Consider the following 17,279-nt stretch of genomic DNA (forward strand, 5'->3'; position numbering starts at 1 on the left):
ATACAGAACAAATTAATTTACAGTTTCTTAAACTTCAACTTAAAAAAATCCAATCTTGTTTGTTATATTTGATGCTCAAATTTTAATTCACAACACCCCTTTAGCATGAAAAAATTCTACTTTTTCCTTTCATTCTTATCATTTTTTGCATTTACATTTGGGCAATCTGATATTACTACAATAGACAGAGCTAATGGTGCTGGACCTACAGCTACAGGGACAGTGGCTAATATATCTGCTACTGGATTAACCAGAGGTTCAGGTATTTCCCAATCTACGGGATCAGATTACAATTCTAACGGTTGGTCTTCTACCTTTGCGGATGCTAACACCAATGATGAGTATTTAACATGGTCAATTACAGCTGATTCAGGGTTTGAAATCGTATTGACTGAATTTGATATACGATTGGATAGAAGTAATAGTGGCCCAGGGAACTGGCAAATATTTTACAGTCTAGATAATTTTGCAACTGCAGGTATTGATATTACTGGGGCTCAAACTGTAGGTAGTTCTGGTGCTGCTTTTAATTTTAATTCACTAAGTATCAATTCTGGTACTGCAGGTACAATTACATTCAGGCTTTACGCTTGGGGTGCATCGTCTGGCGGTGGTACATTTGATGTAGAAGGTGTTCCTGGCTGGGCAGGTGCTTTAGGTATTGCTGACCCCGGAATACGATTGATCGGGAACGTTAATGCTGTTGCATCTAATGATACCGATACGCAAGTAGTAGGTCCTACTTCTGGGCAAGTTACTTCATCTACAATTACAGCAGCGAATGCGACAACCAGCGGTACTGCTTTTGATATCATCGGTTTTGATATTGCAGATCAAGGTACTGCGGATGGATTACCCACCAATGTCACCAGAATGCGCTTTATTCCTGGTCCAAATAACACTGCTGATTGGACAGATTTTATACAGGGAGTTACTTTGATTGATGGAAATCTTAATATATATACACCTACTCTAACCATATTGGATACGGAGCTTATTTTAGATTTTGGGCTTCCTATTCCAGTACCAGATGGTAATTCTTTAGAATTTCTTTTAGGTGTATTTTTAAATCCAAACAATATTGCAGACGGAGGTATTATGCAAATGGAAATCCCACAGCCTGGAGCTGGTTTCCTAGCTGACCCTACTGGTTCTGGTTTTGCAGATCCGTTTTTAGCACCAGTCTTAGGTCCTCAAATGCCTATTGATGTTATTGCAACCGAATTACAATTTCTGCCACAACCACCACCACTGGTTGGATTAAATGTTCCGATACCAAGTTTAGGCGTACAAGCTCTAGATGCCAATGGAAATCTAGATACAGATTACAATCAAAACGTAGGCATTACATCAACTGGTACTTTAAGTACGTCTCCAGTTATAGAAGCCGCAGTAAGCGGTGTAGCTACATTTACTACTGTAACTCACACAGCACTAGGAGTAGGCCTCACCTTAACTGCTGATGATACTCTACTACCTCCAATTATAAGTGATCCATTCGACGTTATTGTATTACCAACATGTATTGCTATTCAAGACTTTGATGGCTCAACACCAAATTGGCCAAATGCAAGTGATGTCGCTTTCTTTGATAATAGCTGGGGGATAGACGGCTATTTTGGTCTCATAGACATAGGTCTTGCGGCACCAATCACATTTGCTAACATGAGTGGTAATATTTTAGGTGAAAATGATTTAGATGATGAGGGGAACGGAACTAGTGGCTTTGCTACGACAACCTTTGACCCAGTAGATATAAGCTTATACAACAATGTTGTGGTATCATTTGATTGGGAAGTTATTGGTTACAATGCCAATAATGACGACGCTAGGTATGAAATATTCTTTGACGGAATAGGACAAGGGGTAGAATTTCTCGTAGACGGAGGTGTAGATCCTGCGAACGGAAATGGTACAGTGTCTATCAATGTACCAAATGTAATCAGTACAGTGAGCCTGCAATTACAAATACGTGACAATGGTTCAACTGGTTATTCAGGTTTTGATAACTTTAAAATTACTGGATTCTTACCTTCAATTGTATATGAAGGAAACGACTCCAACGGTTTTGGTGGCGCAGTAGGCGAGGGAGACCTTGAGGTTTCTGCATTCTCTGGACCAACACTAGATATAGATTTCATTAAAGGAACTGGTGATTTTAACGATCATATGGTTATCTATATTGATAGTCAACCAGGTGGTGTTACTTCAACTGCAGGATTAACAGACACTGCTGATGCTGGCAGACGTGCTGTTTCTGGTTTTGATGGCACTAATAGATCAATACTCAATTTCCCTCCAGGCTTCGAGGCTGATTTTGCAATCGCAGTAGACCAAAACTTTGCAGGTGTATTCGAAATAGTAGAAGGTGGATCTCATATATTTGTTTCTAGCGCAAGTTTAAGCCCTACAGGTACAGCTATTGCAAGTGTTTATAGTATGGTCCTTGATTTTTCTGATATTAACACATCCCCTGGTGCCGAAAGTTGTAAATTCCTTGCTACTTACTTAAACTCTAGTAATGCATTCCGCTCTAACGAATTTTTTGGCGATAGTGATTATGATCTTAATGCATTAATAAATCCAGAGTATCTTTTAGTAGATATAAATACATTCTACCAAGCTTCCAGTCATAAAAAGGGTGGTAGAGCGCCATCAGCCTCTGATGGTAACTGGACAGATGATGCGTCTTGGGTAAATGGTAATCCGCCGTTAGAAGGTGATGAAGTTACTATCAATAATAATATTACTCAGGATATTAATTATACTAATCGCCAGACAATGACAATAAATGGTTCTTTGGTAATCCCTTCAGGTTTCTCATTATTTACATTTAGCGGCATCACTGGACCTGGAACTTTTACATTAGATGGTAGTCTCTCACTAAATGAGGGTGGATTTACAGATATTATCCCAACTTATGGTTTTGGTTCTACACTGGAGTATAAAGATATTTCTGGCACCTATAATCGCTTTAATGAATGGGGAGTTGGTGCTACAATTGGTGCTGGAGTACCTGATAATGTTATCATTGATAATGCCACTTTAGATTTAAGCAACCCTCCTGGAAATACAACTGACGAAGACTTTAACATAGGGTTCAATCTTTCTTTATTGAATGGAGCTGCTTTAAATATAGATCCAACAAAGAGTTTGACAGTTGGAGGTAATTATTCTAATATAGGAAGTACTATTACAATGAATTCTACTTCTCAGAATTATGCTGTTCTAAAAGTTGATGGAACTGCAACAGGTAGTGCCACATATAATAGACATGTAAATGTATTTGCTCCAGGTGGGTCTTCAACAGGGTCTAATGATCTTATTTCACCTCCTGTTACAAATTCTAGCCAGACTTTTGGAGTGTTTAGAGCTGCAAATAGTAATATACCTTCAGGAAATATTGGTGGTTCTCCAGCATTTTTATTTGGTCCTTTTGACAATAGCGTTCCTGAATATTTAAATTTCTCGACTTCAGATGACAGCCATATTTTAACCGCTGGAACTGGTTACAGAACAGGATCTACCGATAACTCTACATTTACTTTTGATGGTGATTTAGAAACAACTACTGTCGATGTTGCTATCGACATGGATACTAGCATTTGGAACGCCATAGGTAATCCTTTTACAACTTATCTAAATCCGGAAGATTTCCTTACACAAAATAGCGGACTTTTAGATTTGAGTGCTGTAGCAATCTATGGCTATGACGGTTCTGCAACCGATGGCTGGACGATTATTAACTTTGCAAATGCTAATGCAGCGGCAAACTTAGCTCCTGGACAAGGATTGTTTGTTGCAGCCGGTGTTGCATCTGGAAATATATCTTTCACTCCTGCAATGCAACGTGTTTCTGGCACTGATGATTTCATATTAGGCAGATCTTCTAATGAAGATAGTCAGTACTTAAAATTAGAAATGACTAGTGATACTAAACTGTTCAAAACAGAATTTTATTTTAATGATAATTCAAGTTTAGGTCTAGATCCTGGTTACGATGCAACAAACTTTAGTAACGAAACCCCAGATTTTTCAATCTATTCACATTTAGTGGAAGATAATCAAGGTAAAGCAATTGCCTTACAGTCTTTGAATACTATTGACCTTGCAGATGTTGTTATTCCTTTAGGTATACATGCAAATCAAGGAGAGCAGTTTGCTATTTCTATTGCTGAATCTAGTTTACCAGACACTGTCAATGTTTACTTAGACGATACTCAAAATAGTACTGCTTTCTTATTAAACGATGGAGACTATATACTAAGTCCTAGCACTAATTTGAGTGGAACTGGTCGTTTCTTCTTACGCTTTAGTGAAGATGCATTGTCTATTAACGAGAATAATTTTGACACTTTAAATATTTTCACCAAAAACCAAACCAAAGAAATTGTTATTGAAGGACAATTGAACACGGATTCTGTAGCTTCTCTATACGACCTTCATGGACGCCTAATTACTAGTAAATACTTGGCTTCTGGCAATATTTCTCAGAGTATTGATACAAATCAACTAAGTTCTGGAGTATATATTGTAGTGGTTAATAATGATTACTTTAAAATGACTAAAAAGGTTATTTTAAAGTAATCTTTACTTAATTTTGCTTGAAAATAAATAATTTTATTATTTTTGGACATTCATAGTGATAATTAAACCATGAACAAAAGCTCCAAACAGAATACCATTACGCGTAAAGAAGCGCTGAAAAAAATGGGTAAATACGCTGCATTAACTGCAGCGGGTACATTTTTAGTATTAAACCCACATAAGGCACAAGCTTCTTCGCCTCCTGATCCAGGAGGAAATCCATTTGATTAAGTTGTATAAATAACTTGGTTTGAATAAATTACAGGCTCCAAAATATATCCGTAAAATTGGAGACTTAACCATTGTATGGTTTGAAAACACCAATAATTATATACTCCTTGATAATATTCTCGCGGTAATCTTTGATCTCTTTCTTCAGAGCAACTCTGAAATTGAGTTCATTGAAAAGTCAATTAATTACCATAATATTTCTTCTTCTTCTGCCAAGCATTACTTTTATGACTTTCAGCAATTATTAAATGAAAATAGTCTTAAAGAATCGAATGAAGGTCAAAAAACAATAAACACCACATGTTCTAAAGAATTTTACCCTTCTGAGCTTTATCGTTATAACAAAAAAGTTTTCAGAATAAATTATGCTTCAGATAAAGTAAAATTACTAATCCACCCTTTATTAGAGCATTTGTGTATTAAAAGTGAGTTTACACCTTCAACCATTGTATTTAGTATCGATCATTTAGACAATAAACTCTCATTATATCAAGACGATGAGCTCATAATACAATATCCCCAACGAGATTACCACATGATCCAAGGGAAGTTTGCTATGCTTCTAATCAATTTTTTGCATCATAAATATGAAGAAGATTGGATTGGAACTTTTCATGGCTCTACGATTAGTGATGGTAAAAAAGCTGTCCTGCTTGTAGGGAATTCTGGAAGTGGAAAAAGTACTTTCGCTGCATTATCCATGCATAATGGCTATAAACTTGTCGCCGACGATATTTCGGCTTTATTGTCTGAAAATCTTAATATTTATAGTTATCCTGCTGGGATTTCTATAAAAGAAGGCAGCTATAATGTACTTAAAGACTATTTTTCGGATCTGGATACATATAACACCCACAATCTTAATCCTTCTAAAGGTAAAATAAGGTATTTACCTTCTAGAGATTATATTGACAAACATTGTTATTCATGCAATACCATACTTTGGATCAATTATAGAGATGGTGAAAAAACCAATTTAGAAATTATTCCAAAGGAAGAGGTTTTGAAATTTTTAATCCCAGAATCTTGGCTATCTCCAAAACCAGATAATGCCAAGCGATTTTTAGATTGGCTAGAGACAATAGATTGTTACAAAATAACCTACAGTAATAATAAGGATGTTGGTGATATCTTGAAAGAGGTTTTTAGTTAGAATAAATTGTATCTTCACTTTGTATAATCTTGATGTCTAGTAAAAAAGAAACATATCAGGTCATAGCAGACATTCTCAGTTTTGATTCTAATTCTGAAGCCCTCAAAACTACTATTCTGAGTGAAAAAATGGATTGGAACAATCTTGTTAAAATAGGAAGTGACCATTTGGTTTTACCTGCCATTTACTGCCGTCTTAACTCTAAAAATCTATTAGATTTCTTGCCAAAAGACCTACAAAGTTTTTTACATGAAATTACCCAAATAAATCGAAATAGGAACGAATCCTTAGTAAACGAAGCCTATCAAATAGCTTCAACATTTAATGCTGCTAAAATTGATTATGTCTTCCTTAAAGGTTTGGCTTTAATAATAGGTGGTTATTATGAAGATATTGCTGAGCGCATGATTGGGGACATTGATATTTTGGTCAAAGAAGATCAAGCTCATATTGCTCAAGATTTATTGATTAAGTCTGGCTATAAACCTTTAGAAAAGTCTTTGAGCTTTGATTATATAGAACAAAAACATTTGCCCAGATTATTACCAGAATCTGCTTTAGGAGCGGTAGAAATACATAAGAAGGTATTGAAATCCTCTATTAATCTAATTCTTAATGAAGATGATATTCTTTCAAATAAAGTATATTCGAACGGTCACCCAACTCCTAACGAAATCTATCTTTTGAGGCATAACATACTTAGCTATCAGTATGATGACCTTGGTGCTTACTATAATTCTATTTCATTGAAAAACATTTATGACAGCGTCTCTATTGTAAAAAAGCATCATCACGTAATTAGTGAAGTTTCAAATAAGACTTTTAAGAATTACTTCGCACTAGCAAGCATTTTTTTTAAAGACTTTACTTACTCTTTTTTAACTATAAAACATAAAATTTACAGATTCCTCTTTTTGTTTAAGACCAACAATAGGATATTTAACGGCTTATGGCATAACTGGTTAAATGGTTTTAGAATGGTTAGAGTATATTTTGATAGATTCTTATTGATAATCTCTAATAAATCATATCGAAATCGTCTCTTGAGTAGTAAAATCCGCTTTTAATGACTAGTAATTCTAATATTTTTTAACACAAATTGGGTATTTTAATTAGATTTACTTTTAATTTGCATTATAATAAATCAAAGTTTACCTTTGGTCCAACATTGACTTAAACCTATGAAAAAATTAACCTTATTATTTTTGTTTTGCTCCTTGATAGTTACTGCCCAAAGAGATCGAGGAGACTGGACTTTAGGCTTCGGCGTAAATACAGTGAACAGTAACGGTAAAAACTCTCCATTTAATAGCCCTGAAGATTGGGCTTTTGGGATTCCAATCAGTATTAGTCTGGAACATAACTGGACTAAGCCTTTCTCTATTGAGCAATCAATAAGTATTAATCAATTTAACGATGGTAATAAAATTGATGGAAATGCTGAATTGGGTACAGATCTATTTTACTTTTCTACCAATACCAAAGTTAAATGGTATTTTGATGATTACATTTTCCCTCGAAGATCAGATTGGTTTGATTTAGCACTTTCTGGTGGTGTAGGTATTTTTACAATCGAAGGGCAAGGTATGAATACTACTGGAAACGTAGGCTTGGATGCTATTATTTGGTTTGATGACAGCTGGGGAATTGCTCTAAAATCTATGGGTAAATTTGCTTTTGGTCAAGGAGATACGTTCTTCTTATCTAACCATTTCCAACACTTTGTAGAGTTAGTTTATAACTTTGATTAAATAAATAGTCAAAGTATTACCCTAAGTTATAATTGAAAGTTTAGCATTTGTTTTACACTTTTGAAAACAACGGGAAACTGTTGCCTAAATTCTAGTGGCGTTTCTATAAAGTTTTCGATAACTACAGCTACAAATTCATATTGGTTAGTATAGGCATACTCTCTGAAATAGCGAGAGGCAATTAATTTGTCCTTAACTCCCTCATGACGATCCAAGTACTCTGTTAGTTCTATAAAGCTTTCGCTAAAAATAATTGCATTTATTCCTGGTCTGTGTATGCTTTCTAAGTGAATAGCATGAGCAAATTCGTGAACTCCAAGGTTTAAGTTATCATTACTGATATCATAACCCTCAACAAAGTCCTTCCAAGACAGTGCTAAGACTCCAAGATGTGGATTAAATTCTCCCTTGTGGAGCTCTCTATTTGTGTTTGAATAAAACGCTTCAGGATATATTATGATAGTAGATATTATTTTGATAATATAATCCCTATAACCAAACGTAAGCATTACAGCAGTAGATGCTATAAGTACTTTCATCTTACCATCTACAGTAAGATTGTCTCTCCCTACAAATGTCTTATCATTAATAAAACTAGCTACGCGGTGCTCAAAAAGTAGTTTTTGCTTATCGTTAAGCTTTTGATAAAACGTAAACTCTCTATCAAGTACTCGCTTTTGCGACGCATCTAGCTTTCTTCTGAAAAAAGGAAATGCTCTAAAAAAAGGTTTCCGATGTTTCTTAGCGTGTAGTTGTTCAAAAAAGGTGTAGAATCTGCTAATTATAATAAATCCTATTCCTAGAAAAAAGGCTAAGAGCAATATAATTCGGGCTGTTGGGCTAATGGATTGCTCTTCTTGTATAAGAGCGTAGATAATCATTATCATTATATAAAGATAAAAAAAGGAAGCTAAACTTAGCTTCCTGTTATCGATGTGGACTGTACTGGATTCGAACCAGTGACCTCTGCCCTGTCAAGGCAGCGCTCTAAACCAACTGAGCTAACAGTCCTAAATAAAAAAAGCTTCTCTATTTGAGAAGCTCTTGTGGGCGCGAAGGGATTCGAACCCCTGACCCCTTGGGTGTAAACCAAGTGCTCTGAACCAACTGAGCTACGCGCCCTCGAATTGGATTGCAAATATAAATTAGTTTTTGATACCTCAAAAACTTTTTGCTGAAAAAATCATAATATTTCTGCCACCGTGAATGTACTGCCTCCTACATAGATTAAATCATTTGACTCAGCATTATTTTTGGCCATAATAAAAGCCTCTCTAACATTAGAAAAGTGCTTTGCTTTTAAGTTATAATCTTTTAATGCTTGCGTTAGACTCGTAGCATCTAACCCTCTTTCAACAGATGGTTTGCAACAATAATAAACTGCATCTTTTGGTAATAATGGAATTATGGTTGATAGATCTTTGTCTTTTACTACGCCTATGACGATATGAAGGTTATCATAAACTTCGGATCTAAGCTGACTCATAACCAGTTTTAGCCCTTCTTTGTTATGTGCTGTATCGCAAATTATTTTTGGCTCTTCCTGAAGTATTTGCCAACGTCCAAGCAAACCAGTGTTTTTTACTACGTTCTTCAAGCCTTCTTCAATGTTTTGCTTTGTAATGCTAAACTCTTTCTGTTTTAAATGTTTGATTGCTGAAACCGCTGTATTGACATTAAGCTTTTGATATTTACCCTTAAGGTCTGTATCATAAACCTCATTTTCAGAAACATCAGCAAATTCTATAGGTGATTTATTCATTTCTGAATATTCTATAAAAACTTGCTTCGTTTCTTTCTGAGTTTCACCTATAACAACGGGAATATTTGGTTTGATAATCCCAGCCTTTTCTTTAGCAATAGCCTCGAGGGTATTTCCAAGAAACTGAGTATGATCTAAACCTATATTAGTAATTACAGAAACCTCTGGTGTAATAATATTGGTTGAATCTAATCGTCCTCCCAAACCTACTTCAATAATAGCTATATCAACATTTTTCTTCGAGAAATATTCGAAAGCCATTCCTACAGTCATTTCAAAGAATGACAAAGCATTGGCTTCAAAAAATGACTTATGCTTTTTTATAAAGCTTATTACAAACTGCTTACTAATATTAATACCATTAATCTTGATACGCTCTCTAAAATCCTTAAGATGTGGTGATGTGTATAAGCCAACAGTATAACCAGCTTCTTGTAAAATAGAAGCAATCATATGACTTGTAGAACCTTTTCCGTTTGTTCCACCTACATGAACTGATTTGAAGTTTCGATGTGGGTTTTCAAGATAATTAGCTAGAAGAATTGTGTTATCAAGATTTGCTTTGTATGCAGATTTACCTTGATTTTGATACATAGGCAACTGCTTAAACATCCAGTTTACAGTTTCCGTATAGGTCATCAGTTATTGACTAACATCAAAATTAATACTTACAAACCCGACTTGCCTAGCAGGTGCTTTAGGATCCGAAGGCCATTTGTGTGACAAAGCTATTTTTTTTGCAGGTGCTAGCAAGCAAGGATGCGTATTCGTTGTTCCTCTAACTCCAGGTTCAGCTTTAATAACTTTTCCTTGATTGTTTACTTCGATACGCACTACTACTAACCCAAACTCATTACACTCTTGTCTAAAGATTTGCTTCGTTGGTCTCCCTCTTCCATTGAGTCCATAGCCAACGCCTCCTTTACCAGGACCTGAACCTCCAAAATAACTTGGTGCATATGGATCACCATCCAACTGACCTTTATTACCAGGCTCACTGTCTGGACCTTCGCCTCCATCATCGTTGCTATTAGAATTCTTAACGCCTCCTATGAGGTTATCGAGGTTTTTCTTTTTCTCTTCTTCTTCTCTTTTCTTACGTTCTTCTGCTTCACGCTTTTCTCGCTCTATACGCTCTGCTTCTGCTTTAGCTCTGGCTTCAGCTTCTTTTTGCTTCTTTATTGCAATAGATTCTGCTGTTTCTTGAGTAATTACGTCTTCAGCCTTAGAAGATTCAGTAGGTTCAGATTTTGTTTCTTGCGGCTTAGATTCTTCAACAGTTTTAGTAACTGGTGCCTTTTTTGGCTGACTCAAAGGCTTACTCCCGCTCCCAAAATCTGTCGTTCCAAAATTTACCGCAACACCATACTCTTCAGGAGGATCTAGATAGTTCATCCCTACTACAAAAAACAACAGCAGCAAAATCACGGCAATTAAACCAGTGAGTTTGGCAGAGTTTTTTTCGTGTATGGTTTTAAAATATTTCATTTTAGTTAGGCTTTACAGCCAAAATGACTTTAAATTTATTTCTATTTGCTATATCCATAACCTTTACGACATTATCCACAGGTACAGATTTTTCAGCTCTCAATACTATAGTAGGTTGATCCTGACTTGCTAAAGCACTTATTAGCTCTCCTTCTAATACACTTAGACCTACTCGTTTTTGATCTATATAATATGTTAGATCTTTTTTGATACTTACAGCAACAGATCTTTTATTCTCTGTCTTTCCGCTTGCCTTTGGTAATATAATGTCTATTGCATTTGTTGTTACCAAGGTAGAGGCTAACATAAAGAAGATCAATAACAGAAATACTATGTCTGTCATTGACGACATATTAAATTCTGGAGTGACTTTATTTCTTCCTCTAATGTTCATTATATCGGCTCATTTAAATGATCTAGAAACTCTAATGAGTTTGCTTCCATCTGGTAAACCACTTTATTAGTTCTTACAACTAAATGGTTATAAGCGATGTAACCAACAATACCAACAACTAGTCCTCCTACTGTTGTAGTCATAGCGGTATATAAACCACTAGCTAAAACATCTATTTGAATTGTTCCGCCTGCATTGGCCAATTCAAATATTGATAATATCATTCCAATTACCGTACCAAGAAATCCTATCATTGGTGCAGCACCAGAAATTGTTGCCAAAATACTCACATTCTTTTCAAGGCCATAAACTTCTAAACGCCCAGCATTTTCGATAGCTGTATTGATATCTTCTAATGGTTTTCCTATTCTAGTAATGCCCTTACTAATTAATCTTGATACAGGTGAATTTACCTGTGCACAAAGCATTTGGGCAGAGTCTATTTTACCATTACTAACGTGATCTTTAATCTGGTTCATGAAGTTAGCATCTACTTTTGAAGCAGCTTTTATTGCAAAAAGACGTTCAAAATATATATAGATGGCTACAACCAAAAGCACAAACAAAAGTGCAATAATGAACATTCCTGCTGTACCTCCACTACTAATTAATTCTATTATAGAAAGTGTTTTTTCAACAGATTCTTCTTCAGATAATAATTCAGCACCTTCCTGAATATTACTAAGTAACATCATATTTTAATATGTTAATGATTAATTTTTAGCTATTGTAATAACGTTGCTTTTGATGGTTAAGTATATGCAACGCTATAAGATGGCTCTCATTATTACAAATGCTCCTGCTCCTGCAAGGAACCCAACTAATGCTAACCATGATATCTTTTTTAAATACCAAAAGAAATCAATCTTCTCCATTCCCATTGCAACAACTCCAGCTGCAGAACCGATAATAAGCATACTTCCTCCAGTTCCTGCAGAGTAGGCTATGAAATGCCATAAAGGATTATCTAATGGCTCAGAAAACATTCCCAAACTTGCAGCTACTAATGGTACATTATCAATAATTGCTGAACCAACTCCAAGTAAGATGACTACTAAATCTGAAACTGCTGTTCCGTCTAGCTCAGTACCTACCATTGGCATAGTATCCTGTAAAGAATTAGCAAATCCAAATAAAATACCAAGAGATTCTAGAGCTGCTACAGCCATTAAAATTCCTAAGAAAAATAAAATACTTGGCAATTCTATTTTAGATAGTGAATGATGTACCGGACTATGACTTGCATGTGCCGCACTTTCTTCATTATCAATGCTTGTGATACTAAATTTAGAGTTACTATATATTTCAGCAAAAACGGCTACAACTCCTAGCGATAACATCATACCTACATAAGGAGGTAAATGTGTTATTACTTTGAAAAACGGAACAAATACAATAGCACCTAATCCTAAAAATAACATTGTAGAGCTAAACTTGTTTTTTGGTTTATCTCCATCACTCTGAAGCTCTAATTCTCCTTTAAACTGTGGCAAGAAAGAAGCAATAACTGTAGGCACTACCATACATAACACTGAAGGAATGAACAAATACAAGAATAGGTTACCTGTAGACACTTTATTTCCAATCCATAACATAGTAGTCGTTACATCTCCAATTGGTGACCAAGCTCCTCCAGCATTGGCAGCAATGATTATTAAACCTGCATACCATATACGAATATCTCGTTCTTTAACTATTTTTTGAAGTATCGATATTAATACGATTGTAGCAGTTAAGTTATCAATGATAGCCGATAGAATAAATGCTAAAATCGAAAACAACCAAAGTAACTTTCGTCTACTATTAAAGTTTACTGCTCTTTTAATGGTTGAAAATCCATCAAAGTAATCAATGATTTCAACTATGGTCATGGCTCCCAAAAGGAATACCAATATCTCTGCAGTCTTACCTAGATGGTGCAATAAAGTTTCTTCCATGAGGTGCATTTTATCCTCATGTCCAAGGGCTCCAAAATTCTCTAGCAGACTATGCTTTGCTGAATCAAACCATTGCGGGAAACTGTCTATTCCTAAAGAAATTAAAGCCCAACTAATAGCCATCATTACTAAAGCTGGAATAAGCTTGTCAATCTTTATACTATGTTCCAAAGTAATGGCCAAATAGCCAAAAGCAAATACAAGAATAATTACAGTTTCCATATAGTGTTAATTATATAAGTTGTTTTAATGCAATTTCGAAAGCGGTTTCGCTTATTCCTTTTAAGGATTGATTTTTATTATATACTTTTTGAATAGCTTCTTTTATCGTATTAGAAGTGTCTTCAAAAATGGCATCGTCAGTCATTTGCACACGCTGCTCCATAAAATAAGCAAATACTCTTGCCATTCCACAGTTGGATATAAAGTCTGGTATTAGACTCACTTTCTTGTCAGTGTGCTCCATTATTGGCCCAAAGAAAATCTCCTTATCAGCAAAAGGCACATTGGCTCCGCAAGAGATGACCTCTAAACCAGTATCTATCATCTTATCTATTTGTTCTTGGGTAATTAACCTAGAAGCAGCACAAGGTGCAAAAATCTCAGTTTCTAAAGACCAAATTCTTTCATTGATTTCAGAAAAAGGAATCAAGTTATCCGCATTGAGATTATTCCCAGATTTCTTAAGATACAATTCGGTTATCTCTTCAAAAGAAAAGCCTTCTTCTTTTATTAAGCCTCCTACGATATCAATAATCCCGACTACCTTAGCTCCCATTTGAGCCAAATAAAATGCGGCTGCGGCACCTACATTACCAAACCCTTGAACAATAGCACGTTTGCCTTCTACTGATCCATCATAGATTTCGTAATAATGTCTTACAGCTTCAGCAACACCATAACCCGTAATCATGTCAGCTACTGTATACTTTCTATTAACGTCTGGTGAATAATTAGGGTTTTCAATCACTTTTATAACACCTTGTCTAAGTTGCCCTATACGATTGATTTTATCTGCTTCGGTAGGTTTGAAGTGCCCTGTAAATACACCTTCTTGAGGATGCCATACACCACTTTCTTCAGTTATCGGGATTACTTCATGTATTTCATCAACATTTAAGTCTCCACCTGTTCCGTAATAACTTTTTAATAATGGAGAAACAGCGTTATACCAACGTTCTAAAACGCCTTTCTTTCTTGGGTCTTTTGGATCAAAGTTTATTCCCGATTTTGCACCTCCAATAGCTGGTCCTGATACTGTGAATTTTACTTCCATAGTCTTAGCTAAAGACAATACTTCATTCATATCCAGACCTTTACGCATTCTGGTTCCGCCTCCAGCAGCGCCTCCTCTCAAAGAATTAATAACAGTCCATCCCTCTGCATCTGTTTCAGGGTCTTTCCAATTAAAAACTATTTCGGGTTCTTTATTTTCATACTTCGTAAGGAGATCTTTCATCTATTAGTTAGTTGGTTTTAGGATAGTAACAAATATAAAAAACTCTGATAGGCTAAAGTTAAATTTACGATATTTTTAAGGTTGAAATATTACACCTGTACTATGGTCGTGTTTTGCGCCAGTTACACTACTCAAACAATTGGTTTCATTTCGCAATTTTAACACACCCAATAAACCAAAAATCAGAGCTTCTTTATATTCTACTATAGATTTATCTGGAATACTAATTTCTGAACTTGAAAGTGTTTCTATTCTGCGAATTAAAAACTCATTGTAAGCGCCTCCTCCAGTTATTAATACTTTTTTATTGTCTTCAATAACATTTGAAATCTGATAAGCAATATGTTCCACAAAAGTTCTCAGTATATCTTTTACAGATAATTCATAGGAATTCGTAATTGGAAAAATATAATCTGTAACCCACTCTAGTCCTAATGATTTCGGGAAAGATTCCTTGTAAAACTCTAGTGCATTCAATTGATTGAGTAGTTGTTCATTTATCTCTCCAGACGAGGCTAAGCTACCTTTGTCATCATATTCTAGCCCAATTTGCTTTGTGTAATGATTCATTACAATATTTACAGGACAGATGTCATAAGCAATTCTATCTCTTCCTCTTTTAGTTGAAATGTTGGCAAATCCTCCTAAATTTAAACAGTAGTCGTGATCCGAAAACAACAATTCGTCTCCTATTGGAACCAAAGGCGCTCCCTGACCTCCTAATTTTACATCTTGTACTCTAAAATCGCACACAACTGTCTGTTTTAATTGGTCAGCTAAATTGGATAAGTTTCCAATCTGATAGGTAAATCCTTGCTCTGGGGTATGTAATGCTGTATGACCATGTGAGCATATCGCATCTATATTAGTAAGGTCATGTTTATTTATGAACGCATTAATAGTATTAGCGAGTAAAAGCGTGTAGTTATTATCTAAGACCTCTAATTCATCTTTTGATAAAAAAATGAGTTTCTCAAGATCTTCTTTCCATTGAGAATCATAGGATATGGTTTCGCTTTTTTGAATATCAAAAAACCAGTTTTGTTCTGTTTTAGTGAAAATTATATAAGCAAGGTCAATACCATCTAGAGAAGTACCAGACATAACACCTATAACCTTGTACACAGAATTTAGCATATTCTGTAAAATTAGTTAATCCTGTTGAAAAAATCCCAACAAAGGCGTATCTTTGAGCCTCTTTTTTAACAAATCAACAATTAATAAAACCATATGGATTTTACACTAACTGAAGAACATATTATGATTCGCGATGCAGCGCGAGATTTTGCAAGAACAGAACTTCTTCCAGGAGTTATAGAACGCGATGATAAACAATCTTTCCCAGATGAATTGGTGAGAAAAATGGGAGAGCTAGGATTTATGGGAATAATGGTAGATCCAAAATATGGTGGAAGTGGTATGGATGCGATATCCTATGTTCTTATTATGGAAGAACTTTCTAAGATAGACGCCTCTGCATCTGTTATGGTTTCAGTAAATAACTCCCTGGTTTGCTATGGTTTAGAAGCTTTTGGTTCTGAAGAGCAAAAACAAAAATATCTAACAAAATTAGCTACTGGAGAATTCATTGGAGCGTTTTGTTTGAGTGAACCTGAAGCTGGTAGTGATGCAACATCACAGAGAACTACAGCCATTGATATGGGTGATCATTACTTACTTAATGGTACTAAGAACTGGATTACTAATGGTGGTCGTAGTGATGTATATCTAGTAATAGCCCAAACTGATAAAGAAAAAGGGCATAGAGGAATTAATGCTTTTATTGTTGAAAAAGGTATGCCAGGATTTGATATTGGTCCAAAAGAAGATAAGCTTGGAATCAGAGGAAGTGATACACATACACTTCAATTCAATGATGTGAAAGTTCCTAAAGAAAATAGGATTGGAGACGATGGATTTGGATTCAAATTCGCTATGAAGACTTTATCTGGAGGTAGAATTGGTATTGCAGCTCAAGCTCTTGGTATTGCTTCTGGTGCTTATGAATTAGCTCTAAAATATTCTAAAGAACGTAAAGCCTTTGGCACAGAAATTTGCAACCACCAGGCAATTGCCTTTAAGTTAGCAGATATGGTAACAGAAATTGAAGCTGCCAGAATGTTAGTTATGAAAGCTGCTTGGGATAAAGATCAAGGCAACAACTATGATATGTCTAGTGCCATGGCAAAATTATATGCAAGTAAAGTTGCTATGGAACAAACTGTAGAAGCCGTTCAAATTCACGGCGGTAATGGTTTTGTAAAAGAATATCATGTTGAACGTTTAATGCGTGATGCTAAGATTACTCAGATTTATGAAGGAACAACTGAAATCCAGAAAATTGTAATCTCTAGGGGTGTGATTAAAGGTTAGTTAATTTAATTTTTCTCATTATATATAAAAGCCTGGCATATTGCCGGGCTTTTATATGTTTCTACCACATATATTACAGTATATAGTTATCAAATAAAAAACTCATTATATTATTATATACAAAAAGCAAAAAACCCTTACTAT

The 17,279-nt window shown here is 35.2% G+C and carries 14 protein-coding genes and 2 tRNA genes; 6 read left to right on the forward strand and 10 right to left on the reverse strand.

Annotated features, from left to right (window positions below):
- The first annotated feature begins 105 nt into the window (after positions 1-105).
- From NCE97_RS13930 to NCE97_RS13950, 5 genes are all read left to right on the forward strand, one after another.
- Positions 106-4,587 carry a T9SS type A sorting domain-containing protein gene (locus tag NCE97_RS13930; protein ID WP_353779890.1) on the forward strand — a complete coding sequence of 1,494 codons (4,482 nt, stop codon included), beginning with the start codon at positions 106-108 and terminating at the stop codon, positions 4,585-4,587.
- 69 nt (positions 4,588-4,656) lie between these two features.
- Entirely contained in the window at positions 4,657-4,818 is a 162-nt protein-coding gene (locus tag NCE97_RS13935) for a hypothetical protein (RefSeq protein ID WP_353779891.1), read from the forward strand.
- A gap of 19 nt (positions 4,819-4,837) precedes the next feature.
- Complete coding sequence (locus NCE97_RS13940; RefSeq protein ID WP_353779892.1) at positions 4,838-5,971, forward strand: phosphoenolpyruvate carboxykinase (ATP); 1,134 nt, start codon at positions 4,838-4,840, stop codon at positions 5,969-5,971.
- Between the two features lie 32 nt (positions 5,972-6,003).
- Positions 6,004-7,038 (forward strand): nucleotidyltransferase family protein, encoded by a 1,035-nt coding sequence (locus tag NCE97_RS13945; protein ID WP_353779893.1) that lies wholly within the window; start codon positions 6,004-6,006, stop codon positions 7,036-7,038.
- A 114-nt stretch (positions 7,039-7,152) separates the two neighbouring features.
- Complete coding sequence (locus tag NCE97_RS13950; protein WP_353779894.1) at positions 7,153-7,722, forward strand: hypothetical protein; 570 nt, start codon at positions 7,153-7,155, stop codon at positions 7,720-7,722.
- A 26-nt stretch (positions 7,723-7,748) separates the two neighbouring features.
- Here NCE97_RS13950 and NCE97_RS13955 read toward each other — a convergent pair whose 3' ends face one another.
- The 10 genes from NCE97_RS13955 to NCE97_RS14000 all read right to left on the reverse strand — a co-directional run bounded on the left by NCE97_RS13955 (position 7,749) and on the right by NCE97_RS14000 (position 15,899).
- Positions 7,749-8,603, reverse strand: coding sequence for a zinc-dependent peptidase (locus tag NCE97_RS13955; RefSeq protein ID WP_353779895.1), 855 nt, complete (start codon positions 8,601-8,603; stop codon positions 7,749-7,751).
- A gap of 55 nt (positions 8,604-8,658) precedes the next feature.
- Positions 8,659-8,733, reverse strand: a tRNA-Val gene (locus NCE97_RS13960).
- A 36-nt stretch (positions 8,734-8,769) separates the two neighbouring features.
- Positions 8,770-8,844, reverse strand: a tRNA-Val gene (locus NCE97_RS13965).
- A 61-nt stretch (positions 8,845-8,905) separates the two neighbouring features.
- Entirely contained in the window at positions 8,906-10,123 is a 1,218-nt protein-coding gene (locus NCE97_RS13970; RefSeq protein WP_353779896.1) for a bifunctional folylpolyglutamate synthase/dihydrofolate synthase, read from the reverse strand.
- 3 nt (positions 10,124-10,126) lie between these two features.
- Positions 10,127-10,972: an energy transducer TonB gene (locus NCE97_RS13975; protein WP_353779897.1), complete on the reverse strand. Its 846-nt coding sequence runs from the start codon at positions 10,970-10,972 to the stop codon at positions 10,127-10,129.
- 1 nt (position 10,973) lies between these two features.
- A complete protein-coding gene (locus NCE97_RS13980) occupies positions 10,974-11,366 on the reverse strand; it encodes an ExbD/TolR family protein (protein WP_353779898.1) in 393 nt (130 codons plus the stop codon).
- Positions 11,366-12,061 (reverse strand): MotA/TolQ/ExbB proton channel family protein, encoded by a 696-nt coding sequence (locus NCE97_RS13985; RefSeq protein ID WP_353779899.1) that lies wholly within the window; start codon positions 12,059-12,061, stop codon positions 11,366-11,368. Before NCE97_RS13985 ends, NCE97_RS13980 begins: the two co-directional genes overlap by 1 nt.
- 72 nt (positions 12,062-12,133) lie before the next feature.
- Entirely contained in the window at positions 12,134-13,525 is a 1,392-nt protein-coding gene (gene nhaD, locus NCE97_RS13990) for a sodium:proton antiporter NhaD (protein ID WP_353779900.1), read from the reverse strand.
- A 10-nt stretch (positions 13,526-13,535) separates the two neighbouring features.
- The gene (locus NCE97_RS13995; RefSeq protein ID WP_353779901.1) at positions 13,536-14,762 is read right to left on the reverse strand and encodes a Glu/Leu/Phe/Val dehydrogenase dimerization domain-containing protein; all 1,227 of its coding nucleotides are present in this window, start codon (positions 14,760-14,762) and stop codon (positions 13,536-13,538) included.
- Positions 14,763-14,837: 75 nt separating this feature from the next.
- Positions 14,838-15,899, reverse strand: coding sequence for an anhydro-N-acetylmuramic acid kinase (locus NCE97_RS14000; protein WP_353779902.1), 1,062 nt, complete (start codon positions 15,897-15,899; stop codon positions 14,838-14,840).
- A gap of 93 nt (positions 15,900-15,992) precedes the next feature.
- On the opposite strand from NCE97_RS14000, the gene NCE97_RS14005 reads away from it, so the two are divergent.
- The gene (locus NCE97_RS14005) at positions 15,993-17,135 is read left to right on the forward strand and encodes an acyl-CoA dehydrogenase (protein ID WP_353779903.1); all 1,143 of its coding nucleotides are present in this window, start codon (positions 15,993-15,995) and stop codon (positions 17,133-17,135) included.
- The last annotated feature ends 144 nt before the right edge of the window (positions 17,136-17,279 follow it).

Origin of the sequence: Winogradskyella sp. 3972H.M.0a.05, assembly GCF_040493455.1 — a bacterium.
GTDB lineage: Bacteria > Bacteroidota > Bacteroidia > Flavobacteriales > Flavobacteriaceae > Microcosmobacter.